Source organism: Lentzea sp. HUAS12 (assembly GCF_024125735.1).
Taxonomy (GTDB): domain Bacteria; phylum Actinomycetota; class Actinomycetes; order Mycobacteriales; family Pseudonocardiaceae; genus Lentzea; species Lentzea albida.
In genome coordinates this window covers 4,119,881-4,143,759 of the sequence record NZ_CP099738.1, presented here as the reverse complement: position 1 = coordinate 4,143,759, position 23,879 = coordinate 4,119,881, and the positions used below count along the sequence as shown (strand labels likewise).

Sequence of the window (23,879 nt, the reverse complement as noted above, 5' to 3'; positions counted from 1 at the left end):
ATCAGGATCTCCCGGGGAGCATCGCGCGCATCGGGTACACGACGGGCAGGTAGACGGCCAGTGCCACGAGCCCGCCGACGGCGAGCAGGGCGAACGATCCCTCGACGAACTCGTCCACGACGAACGAGGACAGCACGATCAGCACCCCGCCGATCGCGGGCCTGCGACACGCCTTCAGCGTCGAGCCGAGCTTGAGCCCCTTGCGGCGCAGCACGATCGTGAACGCCGGGATCATGACGAGCGCGGCGACGGCGAGCAGCGCGAGCGAGGCGCCGCGGATGCCGTCGAGGTGCGTGCCGATCAGCAACGTCGGCAGCATCGCGCCCAGCCACAACGCCTGCAGACCGAGCAGCTGGCGGTTGGAGTCGAACGCGACGAGCAGGTCGTAGCCGATGAACAGGGCGACCCGCAGCAGTCCCAGGATCGCGAGGATCTGCAACGCCTGCGCCGCACCCGTCCACTTCTCGCCGTAGACGAACGCGAGCATCGGCTCGGCGTAGCACGCGAGCACCACGCACACCGGGATCGTGGCCGCCATCAGCAACCCGGCCCCGCGCGCCAGCGAGTCCTCGAGCTTCTGCCGGTCGTCGAGCAACCGGGAGAACCCGGCGAGCGACACCCGCCGCGCCGCCTCGGAGAACACCTGCAGCGGCAGGCTCGACTGGTTGAACGCCATCAGGTACAGGCCGAGCGTGACCTCGTCGGTGAGCGCGCCGATCGCGATCTTGTCGACGTTCGTCACCGACAGCACCAGCAGACTCGCCCCGGCGAGCGGCAACCCGAACGCGATCAGCTCGCGCGCGATGACCCCGTCCCAGCCCGGCTTGATCTTCACCGGGCACAGCACCAGGTAGATCGTCACCGACACGACGTTGCCCGCGATCTGTCCGACGGCGAAGCTCATCGGACCGAAACCGTTGAGGGCCATCGTGATCGTGATGGACGTGGTGACCGAGAACGCGGCGAAATCGGTGAAGAACCGGCGGGCCTGCATGAACTCGCGGTTCAGGATGGCGGCGGGAACGACCGCGATGCCGTCGAGCACCACGGCCAGGCACAGCACCCGCAGCACCCCGACCGCGGACGGGCTGCCCATCGCCTCGCAGAACGCGGGCGCCGCGAAGAACGTGATGGCGTACAAGGCGGAACTGCTCGCCACCGCGATGGTCATCGCCGTCGGCGCGAACTCGCGGACGTCCCGTTCCCACCGCACCAGGGCGAGGCTGACGCCGAGTTCGTTGAAGGCCTGGAGCAACGTCATCGCGACGAGGGCGACGGCGAACACGCCGTAGTCCGCGGGGGAGAGGATGCGCGCGAGGGCGATGCCGGAGACCAGCACGCCGAGGCGCAGGACGACGTTGTTGAGCAGGCTCCACAACGCGCCCTTGCCGACCTTGCCGCCGATGGTGGTGGTCATGGCAGAACCAGCACCCCCCTCATACTTTTCTCTTCGCGCACGGCTCGGAGCAGAGCTCCGCTGGCGCCCATGAGCAGGAAGGCGAACCCGGTCGCGACCGAGAACGCCAGCAGGTCGAACGTCGCCGCCGACACGGCCGGGACGGAGAGCGAGGCGGCGAGGGTGACGCCGAGGTCGCGGACCTTCGGGTCGTCGGAGGTGATCCGCGCCCGCATGGCCGCGTACCCCGCCGCGAGGAACAGGAAGATGAGCGCGGCGAGCCCGACCATGCCCGCCATCACCATCGTGCCGAGGTACTGGTTGTCCAGGTAGCCGTACTTGGTCGGCAGGAACGTGCCCAGGCCGCGGCCGAGCCACAGGTGTTCCGAGATCTCCTGGCCCGCGCGGGTGATGCCCCGCTCGCGGCTGTCGATCGACGGGTCGACGCCGATGTTGGTGAACAACGCGATCAGCGTGCCGACGAGGCCGGGCACCAGGAACCGCAGTGCCACCACGAAACCGGCGACCGCGACGACGGCCTTCCAGCGGCGGCCCTTCGGCAGGTGCGGGATGAGGATCAGGCCGGCGAGCGAGAGGCCGAGGATCGCCGAGCGCGACAACGACTGCGTGGCGGCGACGCCGAGGATGGCGGTGCAGAACCACCAACGCCAGTGCTTGCCGCCGTAGTCCATGGCGCGGAACGAGTAGTGCAACGCCAGCGGCACGGCCATCGCGCACACCACACCGAACTCGATGGGGTGCTCGGCGGTGCCCGCGGGACGGCGGAAACCGGCCCGGTCGAGCACGAACGAGATCTCACCGGCGAGCTTCAGGCCGGGGAACATCAGGTACTGCGTGAGGTCGAACGCCAGCACGAACTGCAGGATGCCGACGATCGCCATGAACGTGGCGCCGCTGACGAGGAACTTCAGCACGCGGTCGATGCGCGCGAGGCCGCGGACGCCGTCGCACACCGCGATGCCGACGCACACGAACGCCATCATCGTGATGAACGTCCGGTCGGTCGCCTTCAGTTCGTCGTCGGGCAGCCAGCTGTACGTCGAGTAGCCGTACGTCGCCACCTGCGAGAGCGCGAAGAGGAACATCGACGTGCGCACGGCGCTGCGGCCCTTGGCCACCCCGAGCGTGTCGACCATCTGCGCGCAGAACCACAACACGCCCATGATCAGGCCGATGAGCATCGCCGGCGTGAGCGCGAGCGGCAGGCCCTTGAAGATGAGCCGTGCCGGGATGACCGTGAGCGACAGGGCGAAGAAGCAGCCGAGCGTCGCCCCGTCGACCCTGCCGTACCTGCGCGGTCCGTTCAGTTCCTGCGGCGGGAGCACGAGCCCCCGCGACGACAGGCGCACCTGTGTCACCGCGCAGGCTTGGACCCGGTCTTGGCCGGCTCCATCCGCATGGTGGGCTCGGACCAGTTCTTCTGCTCCGCGGGCGGCGTGCCGCCCGGCGTGGCGGCCTTGGTCTTGCGCTCCTCGGCCTCGCGCTTGCGCTTGCGGGCGAGCGACCAGCTCTCGATGCCGTAGGCGCCGGTCAGCATCGCGGCCAGGCCGAGCACCAGCGCGGCACCCATGGCGCGCAGCTTGCCGCCCCGCAGCGGTTCCGCCTCGGTGGGCGGCGCGACCGGTTCGACCAGGATGAACGTGCTCGGCGGTGCCTGCAGCGCGGTCTGCCGGTCGATCAGGTCCTTGTTGATCCGCTCCAGCGCGCGCTTGACGATGTCCGACGCGCCCTCCTTGGTCGTCGACTCGGCGACGACGTGGATGAACGGCGTGCCGATCTCCGGGCCGGTGACCTCGTAGGTGGAGTCCTTGCCGTCCACGCCGAGCTCGTCCTGCACGGACGGCGCCTTCATGTTCTGGATGAGGATCGCGGCGGTGACGCCGAGGCTCATGTCGAACGCGAGGAACGGGTTGGTCAGCCCTCGCTGCTTGGCCGCCTCACTGCTGGCGCCGGAGGCGGGGGTGGTGAGAACGACGGTTCCGGACGATTCCCAGCGCAGTGGCACGGCCGCGTAGGCCGCACCCGCCAGTCCCAACGAAACGACGAAGACCGGCACCGCGACATACCAGCGTCGCAGCAGCACCAGAATCGTCTTCCACAAATCCATCCGCGTCCCAACGGAGAAGTGACCCCAACTGATTAGGAGATCGACGTCCCGCCGGTCGCTGTTACAAGATGTGATCAACCTTCGGTCCGCTGTCTGGGATGCCAGCGAGACCGGCGGCGCACGACCCTGGTGTGCCTGTGGTGCCGGGGCTAGGATGCCGCGCCGGCGGTCGCGGTGCCGCGCCATTTCGTCACCGTGCGTCGCGACGGCATTCATGATTCTTATGTCGCTCCGTTCCAATTTCCGTGATCGTGTTGAGATCTGCGCGTGACTGTGTCTAGGGTGGCCGCCGTCCGACGGGCGGTCGCACGTCCACGGGCCATGGGGGACGAATAGTCCATTTCGAAAGGAACTCATGTCCGCACGACTGATCAGGTCGGCGAGCTCGGAGAGGTCAGCCCGGTTGTCGGCACGCAGGAGGCCGTACGCCGCGTCCATCGCACTTGCTGGCGTTCTCGCGTTCACCGCCGCCTGCGGTTCCGGCAAGGACGTCGCTCTGCCGACGTCAGCGCCGACGTCGGACCCGGCCACTCCCAGTAGCAGCACGTCTGAGTCCAGCGCCGCGCCGAGCAGCAGTTCGGTGGCGCCGACGACCACCACGACCGCCCCGCCGAAGGCGACGGGCGGAACGCCCAAGCCTCCCGCGCCGCCCGTCGGGGCACCGGGGGCGGGCGCCGTTCCCGCGCCCGGCTCCGTCGGTTTCCGCGGCGACGCCGCCGCGCTGAAGGTCATCGACGGCCCCGGCAACGCCCCGGCCGGCACGCAGTGGAACGCCGGTCAGCTCCAGGTGGTCGCGAACGACCTCGTTCTCGACGGTGTTTCCGTGAAGGGTGGAATCACCTTCCAAGGCGGCGGCACGCTCACCATCCGCAATTCCATCGTCGAGGGAAACCGCTCCAGCCAGTCCGCCGTGCTCGGACTGAAAGGTCACCTCGACATTTCCGACTCGACCCTGCGCTGGAAGGCGGGCGACACCCCTGGCAACACCTGGGGCAATGGCGCGGTCCACGGCGACTCGACCATGACGCTGCGCAGGAACGACATTTCCGGCACGCCGGACGGCATCCAGAACGGCCCCGGCCGCAGCCTCATCGAGCAGAACTGGATCCACGACCTCGCCCGGATCGGGACGTACCCGAACAACACGCACAACGACGGCATCCAGAGCTACGGCGGCCCCGACCTGATCATCCGCAACAACCGGATCGACATCGAGGGCCCGGACGGCGTCGCGTACGACGGCACGCACCAGAACGGCGCGGTGTTCGTGCAGCCCGGCGGCGGTGGCGCCTCCAACCTCCAGGTGGTCGGCAACTTCCTGGCGGGCGGCGGGTACATCATGCGGCTCGAGGGCCCGATCACCGGTGCCGTGGTGACCGACAACAAGTTCGGCCCGATCACCGGCGGCTGGGGCGAGGTCCTGGTCGAGAAGAACGTCGGCATCACCGCGTGGTCGAACAACGTGGCCGACTCGGGCAAGGCGGTCAACAAGCCGAGCTAGGTGGGCGCGGCTCGCGGTGTGCGCGCCGCACCGCCGACACCAGGGGCGTGGTTCGCGACGATGCGAACCACGCCCCTGTCTCACGTTTGTCCCGTCAACGCGGCGACGGCGACGACGCGGACTCCACCAGCACGCGGGGTTCACCCGTCCCGTCCGCCGCCGAGGCGTAGATGGCGGGCGCCTGCCCCTGCGGCACCTTCGCGTACGCCAGCGTCGTCCCGTCGAGCCACGCGGCCTGGTCGTCGAGGCCGTCGGTGCCGGGCAGCCGCGTCTCCTTGCCGCTGTCCAGTTCCAGCACGAAGAGCTGCCACGCCCCGAGCGTGCCGCCGCGCTTCTTGTACGCCACGCGCTTGCCGTCCGGGGACAGCGACGGGCACTCGGCGTTGGTGCGCATCGTGCGCACCTCCTGCGTCTTGACGTCACCCTTGACGAGCCACGTCTGCGTCCCCGATCCGAGAGTGGCGTAGAACGTCCTGTCGTCGTCGGCGAACGTCATGCCCCAGTAGTTGAAGTTCTCGTGGGCACGGGCCGTGTCGTCGAAGTAGGCCGTGAAGTGCTCGAGCGACTCCACCACCGTGCCGTCGGCCAGGTTCAGGTACCCGGTGCGGGTCGAGAAGCCGCCCGGCGCCAGGTACGAGTCACCGGTCACGAACACGGTCCACGACACGACCTTGCCGGAGTCCGACACGCGGGTGCGGCTCGGCACGCCGGGCAGCCCCACGGTCTTCAGCACCGTGCCCGCCGAGTCCAGCACCGCGAGCTCGTAGGTGGGGCCGGGACCGGCCAGGCGCAGGCACGAGGTCGTGCCCGCCGCGGTGTAGAACCGCTGGCACTTCAACGATCCGGTGGTGCGCGCGCCGTCGGGGGCGAGCTCGTCGACGGTGTTGCGCCCGTCACTCTGCTCGACGAACTTCAGGCCCGCGGTGGACGCGTTGCCGGACGAGGCGGAGCTCGGCTTGTTCAGCGTCCACACCACGTACGCGACACCGAACACGACGACGGCCGCGATGGCGATGACGCCCGTGAGCCGGCGGTTCACGGCTTCACCAGCACGCGGACGGCGACGAGCGAGGCGAGCAGGGCGACGAGTCCGATGAGGACGGACGTGCCGAAGCTGAGGAACGTGAGCATGAGACCGAACCCGACGGAGGAGAGCAACCGGGCCAGCGCCTGCCCGGTCTGGATCATGGACAGCCCGGACGCGCGCAGCTCCGGATCGATCATCGTCGCGCCGTGCGCCATCAGCACGCCGTCGGTGGCGGCGTAGAACAGGCCGTGCAGCAGGAGCACCGCCACGACCAGCGGCCACCCGGTGACCGGGCCCAGCAGCAGCGCGTAGGCGCCGAGCAGCAGCACGTGGCCGAGGTAGAAGATCCGCCAGCGGCCGATCCGGTCCGAGAGCGAGCCCAGGGGTGTCGCGGCCAGCAGGAAGATCAGCGCGGTGCCGACCGGCATGAGCGTGAGCCACATCGGGCTCAGCCCGGAGACCTTCTGCAGCACCACGAACACGAACGCGTCGGACATCGTGGCGAAGCCGAGCAGTGCCGCGGCGATCGTCGTGCGGCGGACCCCGGCCGTGCGCAGCAGCCCGAGCGACCGCTTGATCGACACCTGGCGCGTGGTCTCGGTCTTCGGCGGCTGGCGCACGAAGAACGCGAGCACGATCACGCCGAGCAGCGCGAAGCAGAAGCTGATGACGAACACCGGCTCCGGGTGCGTGGTGACCCACGCGAGCACCGCGAACGTCGCAAGTGGACCGAGCAGCGCGCCGATCGTGTCCATCGTGCGGTGCACGCCGAACGCCGCGCCGAGCGAGTCGGCCGGGGTGGCGAGCGAGATCATGGCGTCACGCGGCGCGGACCGGACGCCCTTGCCCGCGCGGTCGGCCGCGAGCACGGCGCCGATGCCGAACGTGGACGCGCCCACCGCCGGGAACACGAGCTTCGTGACGGCCGAGAGGCCGTACCCGGCGAGCGCGACGGACTTGTGGCGGTTGGCCTTGTCCGACACGTACCCGCCGACGAGCCGCAGCACGGCGGTCGCACCGGTGTAGATGCCGTCGAGCAGACCGAACTGCAGGTAGCTCATCTGGAGCGTGAAGAGCAGGTACACCGGCAGGAACGCGGTGACCATCTCGGAGGAGATGTCGGTCAGCAGGCTGACCGTGCCGAGCGCGAAGACCGTGCCCGGCAGCCTCTTGCGGAAGTCGGTCCCGGCGGGGCGGGAGGAGGCGACGTACACGAGATCACCCACCTGCCTGGGAAGCGAACGCGAAATCCCTGTTCATGTGCCGTCCTACCAGCTGAGCGTTTGGTGCCACACCTCGAGCGAGAGCAGCGTCCAGATGCGGGGCTGCTCGTTGCGGTCACCGGAGGAGTGGTCGTCGAGCAGTGCGCGGACGGCCGCGCGGTCGAAGGTCCTGCCCACGAACGAGGTGGGCCCGGTCAGCAGGTCGTAGGCCATGTCGCGCAGGCCGTCGCGGAACCACGCGTCGAGCGGCACCTTGAAGCCCGACTTCGGCCGGTCGACGATGTCGGCCGGCAGGTGCTGCCGCGCCACCTCCTTCACGACCCACTTGGTCGTGCCGCCGCGCACCTTCACGCTGCTGGGCAACGAGAACGCGAGCTCGGCCACGCGGTGGTCGAGGAACGGCGGCCGCAGCTCCAGCGAGGCGGCCATCGACATGCGGTCGCCGCGTTCGAGGAGGTTGTCCGCGAGCCAGGTGTGCGAGTCGGCGTAGAGCATGCGCCGCACCGCGTCCCCGCGCCCGTTCTCGTACGGCGCGAGCACCGACCTGGTCGCGGGCCCGCCGAGCAGCGCCGCCCGCTCGGACACCGTGAAAGGCGCGAACCAGCCGCGCATCCGTTCGGCGTAGGAGGGCTCGGCGAGGGCGCGCAGGGCGATGCCCAGCCGTGCCTTGGAAGCCGGCAACGCCTTCTCCAGGCGCTTCAACGCGAACGAGGGCGCGGCCCCGGCCAGCCGGGTCGGCAGTGCGAGGCGGTACTTCGGGTAGCCGCCGAAGAGCTCGTCGCTGCCCTCACCCGACAGCACGACCTTCACGTCCCTGCGGGCCAACTCGGCGAGGCGGAACACGGCCACGTCGGCGGGTTCGGACAGCGGCGCGTCGCGGTGCCAGGAGAGCTTCGCCCAGCTGTCGCGGAAGTCGTCGGCCGTGACGATGACGTTGTGGTGCCGGCTGCCGACGAGCTTCGCCACCTTCTCGGCGTGGTGGACCTCGTCCACGCGCGGGTCGCCGAAGCCCGCGGAGAACGTGTGCAGCTCCGCGTCACCTCGTTCGCGGGCCACCAGGGCCGTGATGAGCGAGGAGTCGACCCCGCCGGACAGGTAGGCGCCGACGGGCACGTCCGCGACCAGAGCGTCGCGCACGGAGGCCGTGAGGGCCTCGTCCACGAGCCGCACGGCCTCCTCGGGCGTGACCTTGCGGATCTCCGACTCGCGCGGCAGCTCCCAGTACGGCTCCGTGCGGACCCGTCCGTCCGCGGACACGACCAGGTGGTGGCCCTGCGGCACCTTCCGGACGCCCTGGACCAGCGTGTGGGGCGCGGGGACGGACCGGTGCGCCAGGTAGTCGTGCAGCGACTCCCGGTCGACCTCGGCCGCGCCGATCGCGGGCAGCAGCGCCTTGATCTCGGACGCGAACGCGAACATCTTCGCGTCGGCGTAGTAGTACAGCGGCAGGATGCCGAGGCGGTCGCGGAAGAGGTGCGTCTCGCCCGTCCTGGCGTCGTGGATCGCGTAGGCGAACTGGCCCCGCAGCTCGGTCACCGCAGAGGGCCCGTGCTGCTCGTACAGCGCCAGGAGCACCTCGGTGTCGCCGTTCGTGCGGAACGGGTAGGTGAGCCCGGAGCGCAGCTGCCGGTAGTTCAGGATCTCGCCGTTGAACGCGATCTGCGTGGTGCCGGACGCGCCCGCCATCGGCTGTGGCGACCCGGCCAGGTCGATGATCGACAGCCGGGTGTGCGCGAAGCCGATCGGCCCGTCCGCCCAGAACCCGCTGTCGTCGGGGCCGCGGTGGTGCAGCCGCTTCGCCATCTCGGCGAGCAGTTCGCGCGAGACGGGCGTGCCGTCGAACCGTCTGATGCCTGCGATGCCGCACATGGTCAGCGGCCCCCAGAAGTGGATTCAGCGATCTGCATGAGCTCACGGGCCCGGGAGTCCCACGACGCGGTCAGCACGGCCGCACGGCGTTCGGCCGGCGTCTTCAGCCCGCCGTCCTTGAGCGTGAGCCGGATCTGGTCGATGAAGTCGGCCTCGCCCTTGGCGATCCGGATGACGTCTCCGTACCGCTCCACCTCGGGGAAGTCCGTCGAGACGACGGCCAGGCCGAGGGCGAGGTACTCCTTCATCTTGATCGGGTTCGCGTGCTTGATCCAGTCGTTGTCGAGCCACGGCATCAGCGCCACGTCGAACCCGCTGCCGTAACCGGGGATCTGGTCGTAGGACCGGAAGTCCAGCCAGTGCACGTTCGGGTACTCGGCGTAGCGCTCCATCGAGCAGGTCGCGTCACCGATCAGCACGACGGACGCGTCGGGGAACTCCTGCGCGACCTTCTCGATCAGGTCGAAGTCGACGAGGTAGTCGTCGAGGCTGCCGAAGAACCCGATGCGCGGCCCGGTGATCGACGCGATGTCCGCCGGGAGTCCGGTGCGGCGGGTGAAGTGGTCGACGTCCACTCCGTGGTCGAGGAAGTGCGCACGGTCACCGGTCAGCCTCGACTCCTCCTCCTGGAGGGCGCGGCTGACGTAGAGCACGGTGTCCGAATTGGACAGCAGCTGGTCCTCCAGCGCGGCGATGGTGCCCTGGTCCGCCTCGGGGAACGCGGAGTGCCGGTCGGAGCGGTTGAAGATCAGGCCCTTGGTCCTCATCGGCTTCACGACGTCCCACGCCGTGGGAATCGTGGCGACCACCACGGGCGTGCCCATGCGGAGGAAGAAGCAGACCGCCTTCACCTGCGTGCGCACGAGCACCGAGTTCAGCCTGCGCAGCCACGGCCTGCCGTAGAACGGCAGGGGAGCGGGCGTCATCACGTAGAAGTTCGGCGTGTCCTCGATCGGGCGGCGCACGAGCTTCGCGACGCTCATCGCCTTGCGCAGGATCCGGCGCAGGAACTGCGTGCTCTTGCCGGGCGACGGCATCCGCAGGCCGATGCTGTTGACCAGCAACACCTTGCGGTGCTTCGCGACGCGGCGCAGCAGCTGGAAGTCCGAGTGCGCCCGGTTGTGGTACCACCAGTCCTGCGCGGAGAAGCACAGGTAGCTCGGCCCCGCGGGGCTCGTCTCCTCCGGCCAGCGGCCCATCCCGAACAGCCCCTTCAACGCGGTGCGGTGCTTCGGCGACCGCGCGCGAAGCCCTTCGTTCGCGACCATCGCGAGCCACATGAACAACGCCGCGAACCGGCCGTGCAGCTCGCGGTGCAGCCGGACCTTGTTCGCGGTGAGCATCGACCACAGCCGGGCGTTCGTGGACACCTCGCCGCCGATGTGGGTGATCGTCGCCCGCGGTTCGTACCAGACCCCGCCCGCCCGCATCATGTACTCGGTCTCCTCCGAATAGAGGAAGTACCGTTCGTCCAGAAGGCCGTGCTTCTCGATGGTCTCCCTGGTCACCAGCCACGCGCAGCCCGTGGCCCAGTCTGCGGCGTGCGCGCCCTGGTAGGCCTTCACGTCGGTGACCGTCTCGCCGAGGCCGATCGAGCCGGCCCGCCCACCGCCGAGGAACGCCTCCGCGAACGCACCGGCGACACGGGGCTTGCGGCGCAGCGACAGCGACAGCGCGCCCGACTCGTCCACCAGACGCGGCACGACGATCGGCTTGCCGGCAGCGCGGAGTGCCTCCACGGCTCCGGGGTGCAACCGGATGTCGGCGTTGAGCACGAGGACGTCGTGGCCCTCGGCGGCCTTGATGCCCAGGTTCACCCCGGCGGCGTAGCCACCGTTCACCGGGCTGCGCACGACGTCCACACCGGGGCGGGTGGCGGCCGCCACCGTGCCGTCGGTGGAGGCGTTGTCGACGACGATCACCTTCACGCCGTCCGGCACCGAGTCCAGGCATCCCGCGATGACCTGTTCGCTCTGGTAGGTGACGATGACCACCGCGACAGGTGACCGCTCCACAACCACTCCTCGCATCAGGGCTCCTGCGCGCTACATCGAGCGCTTCGCAACCTCCGTTACGAGAAACGCGGAAGGTGTGGCCGTTCCGCCCACGGGACACGCGCGTGTGTAACCGTTTCGGCCTCCCGAACGAGAACCAAGGCGTGACGTCATCGCCGCACGTGTTGATCATCGTGCAGAACCTCCCCGTGCCGCTGGACCGCCGGGTGTGGCTGGAATGCCGTGCCCTGACCAACGCCGGCTACGAGGTTTCGGTGATCTGCCCCAAGGGTCCGGGTGATCCCGCCTACCAACTGCTCGACGGAGTGCACCTCTACAAGTACGCTCCGCCGCCCCAGGCCGAGGGCGCGCTGGGCTATGCGTGGGAGTTCCTGTACTGCTGGGTGCGCACGGCGTTGCTGAGCGTGAAGGTCCGCGCCCGCAGGCGTTTCCACGTCATGCAGGCTTGCAACCCGCCGGACACCTACTGGGCGCTCGCGTTGCTGTGGCGGCTCGGTGGCGTGAAGTTCGTCTTCGACCACCACGACCTCAACCCCGAGGTGTTCCTGTCCCGCTTCGGTGAGCCGAAGGGGATCGCGGGCAAGGCGCAGTACCGGATCTTGAAGTGGTTGGAGCGCCGCACCTTCCGCACGGCCAACCGGGTGACGTCGACCAACACCTCTTACCAGAAGATCGCGTGGACGCGGGGTGACGTTCCGCCCGAGCACACCACCGTCGTGCGCTCCGGCCCGGACACGACCGTGATGCGGCCTGTCGAGGGCGTGGACGAACTGCGACGCGGCGGCAAACACTTGGTGGCGTATCTCGGAATCATGGGACCGCAGGACGGCGTCGACGGCGTCCTCGAAGTCGCACGGAGAGTTGTTTTCGACCGCGGCCGCACCGACGTCCGGTTCGCGCTGCTGGGCTTCGGCGACTGCCTCGAGGACCTGAAGAAGCAGGCCAGCGCCTGGGGGCTCGATCCGTACGTCGAGTTCACCGGGCGAGTCGGGCCCGAACAGATCACCCGTTACCTGTCGACCTCGTCGGTCGGACTGGGCCCGGATCCGTTGTCGCCTTTGAACGACGTGTCCACTATGAACAAGACCATGGAGTACATGGCCTACGCGCTGCCGGTCGTCACCTACCGGTTGCAGGAGACCGTGGTGTCCGCCGGCGAGTGCGCCGTGCTGGTCGAACCGGGTGACGTCGAGGGCTTCACGACGTCGCTGCTCGACCTGCTCGACGACGCGGAACGCCGCGCGCGCCTCGGCTTCGAGGGCAGGCGCCGGTGCGAGGCCGTGCTCGACTGGCGTCCCCAGGCGGAGAACTACGTGGCGGTGTTCGACGGGCTCACCGGTTTCGCCTCGCGCGGCCCGTTCCCCGGCGGCAGGCCCGAGCTCGGCCCGGGCACCGACCAGTGGGGCAACAAGATGATCGACGTGAGCGACGACGCCGTGCTCCGCGCGTTCGCCGTGACCCGAACGGGAGAATGATGTTCGTCAGAAGGATCGCTGTCGTCGGCACGGGCTACGTCGGTCTGACCACCGGTGCCTGCCTCGCGTCGCTGGGTCACCGCGTGGTGTGCGCGGACGTCGACGCCTCGAAGGTCGAGCGGCTCGCACGCGGCGAGGTCGACATCCTCGAACCCCGTCTTGCCGAACTGGTCGCCGAGGGTTTGGCCTCCGGTCGCCTCTCGTTCGTGCTGGGTGCCTCCGCCGCGGTGCCGGACGCCGAGGTCGTGTTCCTCTGCGTGCCCACGCCCATGGGCGTCGGCGGCATCGCGGACCTCCAGGCCGTCGAGTCCGTTGTGGACGAAACGCGCGACCTGCTGCCGTCCGGGTGCGTGATCGTCAACAAGTCGACCGTGCCCGTCGGCACCTCGCTGCGCACCGCCGAGCTGCTGCGCCGCGACGACGTCGCCGTCGTCTCGAACCCCGAGTTCCTCCGCGAGGGCTCGGCAGTGCACGACTTCCTGAACCCCGACCGCATCGTCGTCGGCTGCGACCAGCAGGACGCCGCCGAGCGCGTGGCCGCCCTGTACGCCCGTCTCGGCGCGCCGACGGTGCTGACCGACGCGGCCTCCGCCGAGATGGTCAAGTACGCGGCCAACTGCTTCCTCGCGATGAAGCTCTCGTACGTCAACGCGGTCGCGGAGCTGTGCGAGCGGCTCGGCGCGAACATCACCGACGTCACCGAGGGCATGGGCTACGACAAGCGCATCGGCCAGGCCTTCCTCAACCCCGGTCCCGGCTGGGGCGGTTCGTGCCTGCCGAAGGACACGCATGCGATGCTCCAGGTCGCGGACGCCGCCGACTTCGAGTTCCGCCTGCTGCGCGCCACGATCGACACCAACGAGCGCCAGCGCCAGCGGATGGTCGAGAAGGTCCGCCTCGCCGTCACCGGCAAGCGCGGCGGCTCGCTGTCGCACGTGCGCCTCGGCCTGCTGGGCCTGACGTTCAAGGCGGGCACCGACGACCTGCGCGACTCGCCGGCCCTGGCCGTCGCGGCACTGCTGAAGCAGGCGGGCGCGGAGCTCGTCGGCTACGACCCCGCCCTGACCGGCGGCAGCGACCTCGGCGCGGTGTCCGTTGTGGACGACCCGTACGTCGCCGCCAAGGACGTGGACGCCCTGGTGGTGCTGACCGAGTGGCCGGAGTTCCGCTCGCTCGACTGGCCGCGCCTGGCCGAGACCGTCCGGCAGCCCGTCGTCGTCGACACCCGCAACCTGCTGGACCCGGACGTGCTGCGCCGCGCCGGTTTGACCTGCACCTCGCTGGGCCGCCGTTAGTCCTTTTCAGACAGACCGGTTACCAGGTCGGTCTCCGGCGGCGGGCGCTCGTGGGTGTCCAGGTAGCGTGAGAAGCGCTCCCGGACGCCCTCACCACCGCGGCAGGTCCGGCCCGTGGTGCGTGATGCCGGCGAACAGGTCGGTCTCGGGCAGCCGGGCGTTCGTGGTGTCGAACGCCCGGATGTACGACTCGGCCGCGAACCTCTGCTGCGCCGTCAGCTTCCCGATGAGCGACTGGCTTTCGTAGCAGTGCAACGCCTTGCGCTTGAGGTCGGCGACGTGCGACGTGTCGACCCTGGTGGTCGCCAGGCTGTCGTGCGACTCCAGGTAGAGCTTCGCCGGGATCCCCGTCTCCTTCACCGCGTGGTGCGCGACCCTGGCGGCGTGCACGTGGTCGCGGTGCTGGTGCGGGTTGTGGTGGTTGTGCGTGACGACGACCTGCGGCCGGAAGTGCTCCAGCAGCGCGGACAGCCGGCCCGCGGCCGTCTCGACGGGAATGGAGCAGAACGCGCCGGGCGGCACCTCACCCGTCTCGCCGGAGTCGTGGTACCCCAACAGTTCCAGGTCCGTGATCCCGAGCACGTCGCACGCGGCGTTGAGCTGCGCCCGCCTGCGCGAGGCGACCGCCTGCGGGTGGTGGTTCGGGTCGCCGGGCTTCGCACCACCGGGCATGTCCCCGAGCTCGCCACCGGTACACGTGACGAGGACGATCCGAACGCCCTGGCGGGCGTAGTGGGCCAGGATTCCGCCGGTCGACCGCGACTCGTCGTCGGGGTGGGCGTGGACGGCCAGCAAGGTTCTCGGTCCATCGAACTGCACGCGGGGGAACGTACCCCGAAACTATTGTCTTGCCGGTGACCGACTTGCCGTCCGGCTTGAAGCCGTTGGAACTCGCACAACACCTCCAGGGACAGATCGCGCGAGGGCACGCCTACGCCCGCTCGCGCAAGCAGCGGTTCAGGTGGAAGTCCGTAACCGTCCGACTGACCACTTTGGTGCTTTCGGCGGTGTCGACGATCATCCTCGGCCTGCAGAACCTCGACCCCTGGACGGGGACGGCGTTCGCGTTGGTGGCGGTCGTCACCGTGGTGTCCGCTTTGGAGCCGTTCTTCGCCTGGCGGTCGTTGTGGGTGTTGATGGAGGAGGCCAGTTACCGGTTCCACCGGCTGGAGGACGAGTTGGGGTACTACGTCGCGTCCACTCCGGCCGATCAGGTGGAGGTCGAGCGGGTTCGGGAGATGTTCGAGCGGTACCAGGAGATTTGGGATTCGTTGAGTTCGCGGTGGCTTCGGTTCCGGGAGAACGGATAGGGCGTGCGGCGCGGGTGGTGGGTCGGTTCGAGTGGGTTGGCGCCGGTCCCAGCGGGAGGGGCACCTGGCGTGCGAGCGGGGCGCGTTGCGCGGGTGGTCGCGTTGGGTCGTGTCAAGCCCCGATCGCCGTCGGGGTCGAGTCATCACCGCTGATCGGAGCCCATGGAGGTAGGGACGCCCCGGCTTCATCAGCGCCGTGGCGGCAGGGTGCCCCGGCTTCGTCGTCGGCCTGAGCCCGTACGAGAGGGCCTGTGCCTTGCACCGCTCACCGTGCGCTGGTCCTGGCCTGCCGCCCGGCACCTGCTCGCCGCCTGCCTGCCGACCTGCCGCCGCCGACCTGCCGCCGCTCCTGCCCACCCCGCTCAGCGGCCCGTGAAGGTCGCCCGCCCAGGCCCGTCCGTCAGGAAGCTGTGCACGGCCCGAGGCAGGTCCTCGGTCTCGTACAGCCCCGACGCGATGGTCGTCACGTGCGCGTCGGCCTCCGCCACCCCGCCGTGCTCGTAGTGCGCGAGCACCTCCTTGGTGGCGGCGTGCGCGCGCGTCGGGCCCACGGCCAAACCCAAGGCGAACTCCTCGGCGGCCAGTGCGAAGCCGTCGTCCGGGAACACGCGGTTCACGACGTTCCAGCGCTCCAGGGTCGCGGCGTCGTAGAGGTCGCCGGTCATGACGAACTCCTTCGCCCTTGCCACGCCCGCGCGGGCGGCCAGGCGTTGGGTGCCGCCCATGGTCGGGGTGAGGCCCACGACCTTCTCCACCAGGCCGAAGCGGGCCGACGACGAGGCGACCAGGAGGTCGCAGGCCACCGCCAGCTCGAAGGCCCAGGTCAGGCACAGGGCGTGCGCGGCGAAGACGGTCGGCATCGGCAGTGCGGCGAGGCGCTGGGGGAGCAGCAGCATGCGGTCGAAGAGCTGCTGGGCCTCCTCGCGGTACTCCTGGGAGGCGAACAGGGAGACGTCGACTCCGCCCGACACCACCTTGCCCGTGGCGTTGACCAGCAGTGCGCGTGCGTCGCCCAGGTCGTCCAGGGCCTCGTGGAACTCGGCGTCGAGGTCCAGGGAGTACAGGTTGAGCGGGGGTGCGTCGATCGTGATGATCGCGAGCTCGTCACGGCGGGTCAGGTGGATCTTCACAGGGTGCTCACAACCAATCGCGGCGCTTGAACATCACGTACAGGAAGTAGGAGAGGCCGAAGATACCCAGCGTGGAGACCCAGAAGCCCCACCTCTGCTCGAAGCCCGGGTAGGGGACGTTCATGCCGTAGTAGCCCGAGATGGCGGTCGGGACGGCGATGATCGCGGCCCAGCTCGTGACCTTCTTCATGATCGAGTTGAGGCGGTTGCCCTGGACGGCGACCTCGGCCTCGCGGAGGTTCGTGACCAGCTCGCGCATCGACTCCGTCAGTTCGGCGATGAAGAGCGTGTGGTCCTTCACGTCCAGGTAGTACGGCATCATCACGTCGTCCACCAGCTCGTGCTCGCGGTGCAGCAGCGAGCCGAGGACCTCGCGCATCGGCAGCGCGACGCGCCGCAGCTGGACCAGGGCGCGGCGGAGCTGCAGGGCCTTGCGGCCCACGTGCGGCTTCTCGTCGTAGATGCGGTCCTCGAGGGCCTCGATGTCGTCGTCGAGCTGCTGGGCGGCGGCGTAGTGGCCGTCCACGACGTCGTCGAGCAGGCCGTGCAGCAGGAAGCCGATGCCCGACGACGCGAGCGTGGGCGCGCTGTCCCACCGCCGCAGCACGCCCGCCAGGTCGTAGTCCTCGCTCTCGCGCACCGTCACGAGCGCGTTGCGCGCCACGAAGACGTCGACCTCGCACGTCCTGATCTCGTGCTGCTCGTACCGGACGGCGTAGACGGAGAGGAACAGGTGGGTGGGGTAGCGGTCGACCTTCGGGCGCTGCCGCTCGGAGAACGCGTCCTCGATCGCGAGCTCGTGCAGCCCCAGTTCGTCGCGCAGCAGACCTATCTCGTCCTCCGACGGCGCGCACAGGTCGAACCACACGATCGCGGACTGATCTTGGAGGTGCCGCGAGACGTCGGTGACCGGGAAGTCCGAGCTGACGAGCTCGCCGTTGCGGTACAACCTTGTCCGGCCCATGGGTGACAAGCGTACGTAGATCTACTCAGATGTGAGGTTTCGGCCCGAGTTCCCGCTACCCTCGATCCGGTGAAGGTGGACCAACCACAGCGCATCGGTGACTACCTGCTCCTGGGCAGGCTTGGTCGTGGCGCCATGGGAACGGTCTACCTGGGACAAGGCAGCGACGGGCGCCAGGTGGCGGTCAAGGTCGCCCGCGCCGAGCTCGCCGACGACCCGCGCTTCCGCGAGCGGTTCCGCCGTGAGGTCCAGATGGCCCGTGCGGTCGGCAGCGCCGGCACGGCGGCGGTCGTGGACGCCGACACGCGGGCGGCCCGGCCGTGGATGGCGACGGAGTACGTGCCCGGCCCGACGCTGCAGGAGGCCATCGAACGGCACGGACCGTTGCCCGAGCACCATTTGAGACGCCTCGCCGAGGGTCTGGCCGAGGCGCTCACCGCGATCCACCGCGCCGGGCTCGTCCACCGCGACCTCAAGCCGTCCAACGTGCTGCTGGGCGCCGACGGCCCGCGCGTCATCGACTTCGGCATCTCCCGCGCGATGGAGCACACCGCGCTGACGGAGACCGGCATGGTCTTCGGCACGCCCGGCTTCCTCTCGCCCGAGCAGATCACCGGCCAGGAGGTCGCGTCGCCGTCCGACGTGTTCGCCCTGGGCGCCGTGCTGGTCTACGCGGCGACGGGCAAGGGGCCGTTCGGCGAGGGCCCGACGGCCACGTTGCTCTACAAGGCCGCCCACGGCGAGCCGGACATCGACGGCGTGCCCAAGGCGCTGCGGCCGCTCGTGCAGAAGTGCATGCACCGCGACCCGGCCAAGCGCCCGGAGCCGGCCGAGGTGACACGCCTGCTCTCGCAGGTCGTCACGCCGAAGCCGCCGACCACCAAGATGCCCGCGCCCATGACGCCCGCCGCCGCGACGTTCTCGACGTCGCGGTTCGTGCCGATGGCGTGGGGCGTGCTGAACCTGGCCGTGGCCCTGCTCGCCGCCGCGATCGCCGACCCGGCCGCCCAGGCCAACGGCGCCACGCAGCTGCTCGCGCTGGCCGCGTTCTGCGTGCTCGTCGTGCGTGCCGTGCGGTACTTCAGCGCGGCCGCCCGCCGTCGGGTCGTCATCGAGATCAGTCGCGAGGGCATCGCCACCACGCGCAACGGCAAGTTCCACCAGTACTGGTGGTACGAGCTCGCACGGGTGCGCGTCGTGCCGCACAAGAAACGGCCGTGGGTCGTCGTCTGGCTGAAGGACCCGGCGCCGCGCCGCTTCTTCGGCGCGCACCACGGCGGTGTGCGCGTCTTCCCGATCGCCCACGAGCGCACCAGGAGGCGGCGCGAGCGCGACGTCGCCGAGCTGCGCGCCGCCCTGGCCTGGTACCTGCCGAGGTCCTACGACGGCCGCTGATCGGTCCACTCGTAGGTCACCGAGATGGACAGCAGCGAGGTCCCCGCGGGCAGTGCGCCGCCGGCGAAGACCTGCCGTTCCTCGTACCCGGTGACCTCACCCGTCGCCGGGTCGAGGGTGAAGGAGGCCTTGCCGCCCTCCGCGGACACCGTGCCGTCGTTGTAGCGCACCCCGTCGACGGCGGCGAGCTGGCGGTACAGAACCGCCTTCTTGTCCTTGGCGGTGAACGGCGAGAGCAACGCGGAGGACGCGGAACCCAGCGTCTCCCGCAGCTCCTGGCTCAGCGGGTTGAGCAGGCTCGTCTCGTAGCACGGGGTCGTCGGGCAGACCGTGTCCCACATCTGCGGGCCCGTGTACACGCGGCTGGGCGTGAAGCCGGGAGTCTCCGGGACGCCGGTGACCGCGCGCGTGCGGCCGGTCGCCCTGCGCTGGATCTTCACCTGCTGCCCGTCCGCCGTCGGCAGCCAGACCTCGGCGACGAACTCCGCCTGCATGGCGGTGGTGGCGCCCTTGTCGTTGGCGGTGAACGTCAGCCAGGTCTCGTACCGGATGTGCCTGTACTTGCCGCGCGGCTGCGACCGCTCCAGCAGCATTGCCGCCTCGGCGAGCGAGGTGGCCGGCGCGGTGGGCATCTCGGCGACGTCCGGGGTGAACCGCTCCGGGCGCACGAACACCACGAGCCCCGTGATCAGCACGACCGCCACGACCGCCGCGGCGATGCCGATCCAGCGGCGCGAGCGCGACGGGGGCTTCTCGGCGAACAGCTGCTCGCGCAACCGGGCCAGCCGCACGTCGTCGCCGCCGCGCACCGGGTACAGCTCGGCGAGGTCGTCGTCCAGCACGTCACGCATGTTCCACTTCCTTCAGCTTCGCGCGCAGCCGGTGCAGACGGGACCGGGCGGTTCCGGGATTGAGGTCGAGGGCTTCCGCCGCCTGCTGCACGGTCAGCCCGGCGAGCGACACGAGCAGCACCAGGTCGCGGTCGGCCTCGGGCATCCTGGCCAGCTCGCGCGCGATCCGGCGCAGGTGCGAGCGGGAGTCGATCCGGGTGACCACCGTGTGCTCCAGCGACTCGGCGACACCGAGGTCGACGCCGTACCGCTCGGCGGTCCGCAGCAGGCGCGTCTCGCGTTTGGCGTGGCCGCGCAACAGGTTCGTCGCGATGCCGTAGAGCCAGCCGACGACGCTGCCCTTCTCCGGGTCGTAGCCCTCCTTCCCGCGCATGGCGGCGAGGAAGGTCTCGCTGACGAGGTCGTCGGCCACGTCGACGCCCACCCGCCGCGCCAGGTATCTGTGCAACGGGTGGGCGTGCTCGTCGAACAGCTCCGCGAACATCACGCCCCCAGTTGGCTTCCCGCCGTGCCGGTGTTGCAGTGACCTGAATCACAGTGGACCGGCTCCGATGATGGTCGCATGACCACCTGGACCGTGAGGGTCGCCGACGTCGGCGGTTCGCCGCTCACCCGCGAGTACAACGCCGAGATGATCAGCCGCTACCGGGGCCGGCCGGCGAGCGACGCGGAGATCGACGCGTATGAACGCGACGAGCAGGACCACGACGTGCCGGTGTTCCTCGTGCTGTCCCTCGACGGCGCCGATGTCGGCTGCCTGGGGATGCGGGTCCTGTCCGGCGACGTCGGTGAGCTGACCCGGATGTTCGTGCGCGAGCCGTTCCGCGGCCGGCTCGACACGCGCAGGGACCTGGTCGAGGCAAGGGGTTTGTACGCCAAGCACGGCTTCGCCGAGATCGAGCGCTACAACGACGCCGAGTACGCCGACCACTGGTTCGAGAAGCGGCTGAAAAGGCTAACGCCCGCTCCTCCTCCCGCGATGTCCTGAGAAGGTCGGGATGACTCGCCAGGAGGCATCGAACATGCGGTTACGTCCACTGGTGATGGCGGCTGCCGTCACCACGGCACTGGTGGTGAGCCCGGCCCAGGCGGTGCCCGCCGGCCGGGTTCTGGGATACGTCGCCAACAACGGCGGCGGGGTGTCGGTGATCGACACGGCCACGAACGCGGTGTCCACGACGATCGCCGACGGCGACGGCAACTCGCCGTACATGGCGGCGGTCGCGTTCGACGGGACCCGCGGCTACGTGACGAGCTCCCTGCAGAACACGCTGCTGGTGATCGACACGCCGACCAACACGGTCGACAAGGCGGTTCCCGTCGGCAACCGCCCGGCGGGCGTCGCGGTCGCCCCCGGTGGCGGCTTCGTCTACGTCACCAACTACCTCGGCGGCACGGTGTCCGTGGTCGACACCGCCACGCTCACCGTCACCGCGACGGTCGCGGTCGGCGAGAACCCGGACGGCGTCGTCGTCACCAAGGACGGCTCGGCCGTCTACGTCACGCACGACGTCACCGGGGCGGGCAAGGTCTCGGTCATCGACACGACGTCCAACACCGTCGCCACCACGATCGACGTCGGCAGCGCGGCCACCGCCATCGCGGCGTCGTCGGACGGCACGCGGATGTACGTGGTCAACAAGCTCTCGAACAGCGTCTCCGCCATCGACGTCGCCTCGCGCGCCGTCGTCGGCAGCGCGTCCGTCGGCATCACGCCGCACGGCATCGCGCTGACGCCGGACGGCACTCGCGCGTACGTGACGAACAGCCAGTCCGACACGGTGTCCGTCGTGGACCTCACGACGCTCACCGAACTGCAGCAGATCGGCGTCGGCGACCGCCCGATCAGCGTGGCCGTCACGCCGGACGGCGCGAGCGCGTACGTCACGAACTTCGACAGCAACACCGTGTCGGTCATCAGCACGGCGTCGAACTCGGTCACCACGAGCGTCGCCGTCGGCCAGCGCCCGGTGGGCATCGCGATCAACTTCGTGCCGCCCGCCGCGTCGAAGCTCGTGGCCGGCACCGCCCAGCTGCAGCTGCGGCTCCTCGGCTTCACGGTCCGCGGCGTCAACGCCACGCTGACCGACAAGCACACCGGGGCGCCGGTCGCCGGTCAGCAGGTCGTCTTCCGCACGGTGAAGGGCAACCCGCTCTGCACCGCGACGACCAACGCGTCCGGCAAGGCCACCTGCGACGCCCAGGTGCCGCTGCTCGTCGGCGTGTCCACGCTGCTGCAGGGCTTCACGGCCTCGTACGCGGGCAACAACGAGCACGGCGGCGCCTCGTCCCACGGGTACATCCGCCTGCTGTAGTGCTGTAGGGCTATGCGGCCAACGGCTGGTCGGCCCGGAGCGCGTCCAGGTGGTCCGCACAGGACTGCCTGGACGCGACTCCGTGCACGACCAGCCAGCCCGCGGGCACCTGCAGCACCGCCGGCCAGATCGAGTACTGGCCCGACGGGCTGACCAGCACCAGGAACATGGTGTGAGCCTGAGCGATCGGGGAAGTCATGCCCCCAGGGTGACCTCCGCCACCTGGGGCGCGGCTGGTCCCGCGCTCGAGCCCTCACCCGGACGCCCGGTTCCCGATCTTGGACCGCGTGTGATTACGTGGTGGCGTGACTGTGGAACAGGTGGTCCTCCTGGCCGAGGACGGTTCGGCCATCGGCGTCGAGGACAAGGCAGTGGTGCACCACGCGGACACCCCGCTGCACCTGGCGTTTTCCAGCTACGTGTTCGACTCGGCGGGCAACACCGTGCTCACCCGCCGCGCCCTGCACAAGAAGACCTTCCCCGGCCTGTGGACCAACACCTGCTGCGGCCACCCGGCGCCCGGCGAGGACATGGCGCAGGCCGTGCTGCGGCGCCTGTGGGACGAGCTCGGCATGAAGTGCTCCGCCCCCGAACTGCTGCTGCCCGCCTTCCGCTACCGCGCGGTCCAGGACGGGATCGTCGAGAACGAGATGTGCCCGGTGTTCCGGGTGGTCTGCGAGGACGACCCCGTGCCGAACCCGGACGAGGTCGACTCGACCGAGCGCGTCCCGTGGGCCGAGTTCGCGGCGTCCGTGCTGGACGGCACGCGCGAGATCTCACCGTGGTCCCGGCTCCAGGTCGCCGAGCTCGTGCGGCTCGGGCCCGATCCGCTGGCGTGGCCTGTCGCGGACCGGGCCGGGCTGCCGGAGGCCGTCCGGCTGGCGTGAGAGCCGGCGGACGCGGGTCGCGGAACCGGAAGCCGTCTTGCCGAGGCGTCCGACGTGCTTCGCGGCGGCGACCGGACGGCACGCAGCCGTCCGGTCGCCCCGCCTCACCACTCCAGTGAGCCGCCGTTCTGGTACTCGATGACGCGGGTCTCGAAGAAGTTCTTCTCCTTCTTGAGGTCCATCATCTCCGACATCCACGGGAACGGGTTCTCCGTCTGCTCCCACACCGGCTCCAGGCCGAGCTGCGCGCACCGGCGGTTCGTGATGAACCGCATGTACTGCTCGCACAGGTCGGCGTTGAGCCCCAGGATGCCGTTCGGCATCGTGTCGCGTCCGTAAGCGATCTCCAGCTCGCAGCCTTCCGCGAGCATGGTCCGCACCTCCTTCTGGAACACGTCGTTCCACAGGTGCGGGTTCTCGATCTTGATCTGGTTGATCGCGTCGATGCCGAAGTTCAGGTGGATCGACTCGTCGCGCAGGATGTACTGGTACTGCTCGGCGATGCCGACCATCTTGTTGCGCCGGCCGAGCGACAGGATCTGCGCGAACCCGGTGTAGAACCACATGCCCTCGAACACCACGTAGAACGCGACGAGGTCCTTGAGGAACGCCTGGTCCTTCTCCGGCGTGCCGGTGCGGAACTCCGGGTCCTCCAGGTGCTGCGTGAACTGCAGCGCCCACGCCGCCTTGTCCGTGATGGACGGGATCTCCCGGTACATGTTGAACAGCTCGCCGTCGTCGAGGCCGAGCGACTCGCAGATGTACTGGAACGTGTGCGTGTGCACGGCCTCCTCGAAGGCCTGCCGCAGCAGGTACTGGCGGCACTCGGGGTTCGTCAGGTGCCGGTAGACCGCGAGCACGATGTTGTTGGCCACCAACGACTCCGACGTGGCGAAGAAGCCGAGGTTGCGCTTGATCATCAGGCGCTCGTCGTCGGTCAGCCCGTCCTTCGACTTCCACAGGCCGATGTCGGCCTGCATGGACACCTCGGTCGGCATCCACGCGTTGTTGCAGCCCGCCAGGTACTTCTCCCACGCCCAGTGGTACTTGAGCGGCAGCAGCTGGTTGACGTCGGCGCGGCAGTTGATCATCGCCTTG

Annotated in this window: 22 protein-coding genes; 8 read left to right on the top strand and 14 right to left on the bottom strand. The window is 69.6% G+C overall.

Annotation, left to right across the window (positions count from 1 at the left end):
* Position 1 precedes the first annotated feature (1 nt).
* The 3 genes from ND450_RS18215 to ND450_RS18205 are packed head-to-tail and all read right to left on the bottom strand — an operon-like array spanning position 2 to position 3,524.
* Positions 2–1,417, bottom strand: a complete 1,416-nt coding sequence (locus ND450_RS18215) for a lipopolysaccharide biosynthesis protein (protein ID WP_253327272.1) — start codon at positions 1,415–1,417, stop codon at positions 2–4.
* The gene (locus ND450_RS18210) at positions 1,414–2,775 is read right to left on the bottom strand and encodes an O-antigen ligase (protein ID WP_253327271.1); all 1,362 of its coding nucleotides are present in this window, start codon (positions 2,773–2,775) and stop codon (positions 1,414–1,416) included. Before ND450_RS18210 ends, ND450_RS18215 begins: the two co-directional genes overlap by 4 nt.
* Complete coding sequence (locus ND450_RS18205) at positions 2,772–3,524, bottom strand: hypothetical protein (RefSeq protein WP_253327270.1); 753 nt, start codon at positions 3,522–3,524, stop codon at positions 2,772–2,774. The genes ND450_RS18210 and ND450_RS18205 overlap by 4 nt, the downstream gene beginning before the upstream one ends.
* A gap of 355 nt (positions 3,525–3,879) precedes the next feature.
* On the opposite strand from ND450_RS18205, the gene ND450_RS18200 reads away from it, so the two are divergent.
* Complete coding sequence (locus ND450_RS18200; protein ID WP_253327269.1) at positions 3,880–5,025, top strand: right-handed parallel beta-helix repeat-containing protein; 1,146 nt, start codon at positions 3,880–3,882, stop codon at positions 5,023–5,025.
* 94 nt (positions 5,026–5,119) lie between these two features.
* Here the strand turns inward: ND450_RS18200 and ND450_RS18195 are convergent, their stop codons facing one another.
* The 4 genes from ND450_RS18195 to ND450_RS18180 are packed head-to-tail and all read right to left on the bottom strand — an operon-like array spanning position 5,120 to position 11,174.
* Positions 5,120–6,064 (bottom strand): hypothetical protein, encoded by a 945-nt coding sequence (locus tag ND450_RS18195; protein ID WP_253327268.1) that lies wholly within the window; start codon positions 6,062–6,064, stop codon positions 5,120–5,122.
* The gene (locus ND450_RS18190; RefSeq protein WP_371927773.1) at positions 6,061–7,266 is read right to left on the bottom strand and encodes an MFS transporter; all 1,206 of its coding nucleotides are present in this window, start codon (positions 7,264–7,266) and stop codon (positions 6,061–6,063) included. The genes ND450_RS18195 and ND450_RS18190 overlap by 4 nt, the downstream gene beginning before the upstream one ends.
* A 54-nt stretch (positions 7,267–7,320) precedes the next feature.
* Positions 7,321–9,144, bottom strand: coding sequence for an asparagine synthase (glutamine-hydrolyzing) (gene asnB / locus ND450_RS18185; RefSeq protein ID WP_253327266.1), 1,824 nt, complete (start codon positions 9,142–9,144; stop codon positions 7,321–7,323).
* A gap of 2 nt (positions 9,145–9,146) precedes the next feature.
* Complete coding sequence (locus tag ND450_RS18180) at positions 9,147–11,174, bottom strand: glycosyltransferase (protein ID WP_253327265.1); 2,028 nt, start codon at positions 11,172–11,174, stop codon at positions 9,147–9,149.
* Positions 11,175–11,302: 128 nt separating this feature from the next.
* Between ND450_RS18180 and ND450_RS18175 the strand changes: the two genes are divergently transcribed.
* Both ND450_RS18175 and ND450_RS18170 read left to right on the top strand, forming a co-directional pair.
* Positions 11,303–12,634 (top strand): glycosyltransferase family 4 protein, encoded by a 1,332-nt coding sequence (locus ND450_RS18175; RefSeq protein WP_253327264.1) that lies wholly within the window; start codon positions 11,303–11,305, stop codon positions 12,632–12,634.
* Positions 12,634–13,929: a UDP-glucose/GDP-mannose dehydrogenase family protein gene (locus ND450_RS18170; RefSeq protein WP_253327263.1), complete on the top strand. Its 1,296-nt coding sequence runs from the start codon at positions 12,634–12,636 to the stop codon at positions 13,927–13,929. The genes ND450_RS18175 and ND450_RS18170 overlap by 1 nt, the downstream gene beginning before the upstream one ends.
* Before the next feature lie 90 nt (positions 13,930–14,019).
* Here ND450_RS18170 and ND450_RS18165 read toward each other — a convergent pair whose 3' ends face one another.
* Entirely contained in the window at positions 14,020–14,748 is a 729-nt protein-coding gene (locus ND450_RS18165) for a PIG-L deacetylase family protein (protein ID WP_253327262.1), read from the bottom strand.
* Positions 14,749–14,783: 35 nt separating this feature from the next.
* Here ND450_RS18165 and ND450_RS18160 point away from each other — a divergent pair, with 35 nt between their 5' ends.
* Positions 14,784–15,239, top strand: coding sequence for a DUF4231 domain-containing protein (locus ND450_RS18160; RefSeq protein ID WP_253327261.1), 456 nt, complete (start codon positions 14,784–14,786; stop codon positions 15,237–15,239).
* 362 nt (positions 15,240–15,601) lie between these two features.
* Here ND450_RS18160 and ND450_RS18155 read toward each other — a convergent pair whose 3' ends face one another.
* Entirely contained in the window at positions 15,602–16,369 is a 768-nt protein-coding gene (locus tag ND450_RS18155) for an enoyl-CoA hydratase/isomerase family protein (RefSeq protein ID WP_253327260.1), read from the bottom strand.
* Between the two features lie 7 nt (positions 16,370–16,376).
* Entirely contained in the window at positions 16,377–17,333 is a 957-nt protein-coding gene (locus ND450_RS18150) for a magnesium transporter CorA family protein (protein WP_253327259.1), read from the bottom strand.
* A 69-nt stretch (positions 17,334–17,402) separates the two neighbouring features.
* Here ND450_RS18150 and ND450_RS18145 point away from each other — a divergent pair, with 69 nt between their 5' ends.
* Entirely contained in the window at positions 17,403–18,728 is a 1,326-nt protein-coding gene (locus ND450_RS18145; RefSeq protein ID WP_245786647.1) for a serine/threonine-protein kinase, read from the top strand.
* On the opposite strand, the gene ND450_RS18140 is transcribed toward ND450_RS18145, so the two are convergent.
* Positions 18,713–19,579, bottom strand: coding sequence for a hypothetical protein (locus ND450_RS18140; protein ID WP_253327258.1), 867 nt, complete (start codon positions 19,577–19,579; stop codon positions 18,713–18,715). The two genes, ND450_RS18145 and ND450_RS18140, sit on opposite strands and share 16 nt — an antisense overlap.
* Positions 19,572–20,063, bottom strand: a complete 492-nt coding sequence (locus ND450_RS18135; protein WP_089926266.1) for an RNA polymerase sigma factor — start codon at positions 20,061–20,063, stop codon at positions 19,572–19,574. The genes ND450_RS18140 and ND450_RS18135 overlap by 8 nt, the downstream gene beginning before the upstream one ends.
* A gap of 78 nt (positions 20,064–20,141) precedes the next feature.
* On the opposite strand from ND450_RS18135, the gene ND450_RS18130 reads away from it, so the two are divergent.
* Entirely contained in the window at positions 20,142–20,567 is a 426-nt protein-coding gene (locus tag ND450_RS18130; RefSeq protein ID WP_253327257.1) for a GNAT family N-acetyltransferase, read from the top strand.
* Positions 20,568–20,601: 34 nt separating this feature from the next.
* A complete protein-coding gene (locus ND450_RS18125) occupies positions 20,602–21,894 on the top strand; it encodes a beta-propeller fold lactonase family protein (RefSeq protein WP_253327256.1) in 1,293 nt (430 codons plus the stop codon).
* Between the two features lie 10 nt (positions 21,895–21,904).
* Here the strand turns inward: ND450_RS18125 and ND450_RS18120 are convergent, their stop codons facing one another.
* Entirely contained in the window at positions 21,905–22,093 is a 189-nt protein-coding gene (locus ND450_RS18120; protein WP_253327255.1) for an MbtH family protein, read from the bottom strand.
* 112 nt (positions 22,094–22,205) lie between these two features.
* Here ND450_RS18120 and idi point away from each other — a divergent pair, with 112 nt between their 5' ends.
* Complete coding sequence (idi, locus tag ND450_RS18115) at positions 22,206–22,781, top strand: isopentenyl-diphosphate Delta-isomerase (RefSeq protein WP_253327949.1); 576 nt, start codon at positions 22,206–22,208, stop codon at positions 22,779–22,781.
* Positions 22,782–22,885: 104 nt separating this feature from the next.
* Here idi and ND450_RS18110 read toward each other — a convergent pair whose 3' ends face one another.
* On the bottom strand, positions 22,886–23,872 hold the full coding sequence (locus ND450_RS18110; protein WP_253327948.1) for a ribonucleotide-diphosphate reductase subunit beta: 987 nt from the start codon (positions 23,870–23,872) through the stop codon (positions 22,886–22,888).
* Positions 23,873–23,879: the final 7 nt, after the last annotated feature.

Bases quoted from the DNA above. Each gene is read 5' to 3' on its own strand.
- ND450_RS18215 (WP_253327272.1), bottom strand. From the start codon at position 1,417: ATGACCACCACCATCGGCGGCAAGGTCGGCAAGGGCGCGTTGTGGAGC.
- ND450_RS18205 (WP_253327270.1), bottom strand. From the start codon at position 3,524: ATGGATTTGTGGAAGACGATTCTGGTGCTGCTGCGACGCTGGTATGTC.
- ND450_RS18200 (WP_253327269.1), top strand. From the start codon at position 3,880: ATGTCCGCACGACTGATCAGGTCGGCGAGCTCGGAGAGGTCAGCCCGG.
- asnB (WP_253327266.1), bottom strand. From the start codon at position 9,144: ATGTGCGGCATCGCAGGCATCAGACGGTTCGACGGCACGCCCGTCTCG.
- ND450_RS18180 (WP_253327265.1), bottom strand. From the start codon at position 11,174: ATGCGAGGAGTGGTTGTGGAGCGGTCACCTGTCGCGGTGGTCATCGTC.
- ND450_RS18170 (WP_253327263.1), top strand. From the start codon at position 12,634: ATGTTCGTCAGAAGGATCGCTGTCGTCGGCACGGGCTACGTCGGTCTG.
- ND450_RS18150 (WP_253327259.1), bottom strand. From the start codon at position 17,333: ATGGGCCGGACAAGGTTGTACCGCAACGGCGAGCTCGTCAGCTCGGAC.
- ND450_RS18140 (WP_253327258.1), bottom strand. From the start codon at position 19,579: ATGCGTGACGTGCTGGACGACGACCTCGCCGAGCTGTACCCGGTGCGC.
- ND450_RS18135 (WP_089926266.1), bottom strand. From the start codon at position 20,063: ATGTTCGCGGAGCTGTTCGACGAGCACGCCCACCCGTTGCACAGATAC.
- ND450_RS18130 (WP_253327257.1), top strand. From the start codon at position 20,142: ATGACCACCTGGACCGTGAGGGTCGCCGACGTCGGCGGTTCGCCGCTC.
- ND450_RS18125 (WP_253327256.1), top strand. From the start codon at position 20,602: ATGCGGTTACGTCCACTGGTGATGGCGGCTGCCGTCACCACGGCACTG.
- ND450_RS18120 (WP_253327255.1), bottom strand. From the start codon at position 22,093: ATGACTTCCCCGATCGCTCAGGCTCACACCATGTTCCTGGTGCTGGTC.
- ND450_RS18110 (WP_253327948.1), bottom strand. From the start codon at position 23,872: ATGATCAACTGCCGCGCCGACGTCAACCAGCTGCTGCCGCTCAAGTAC.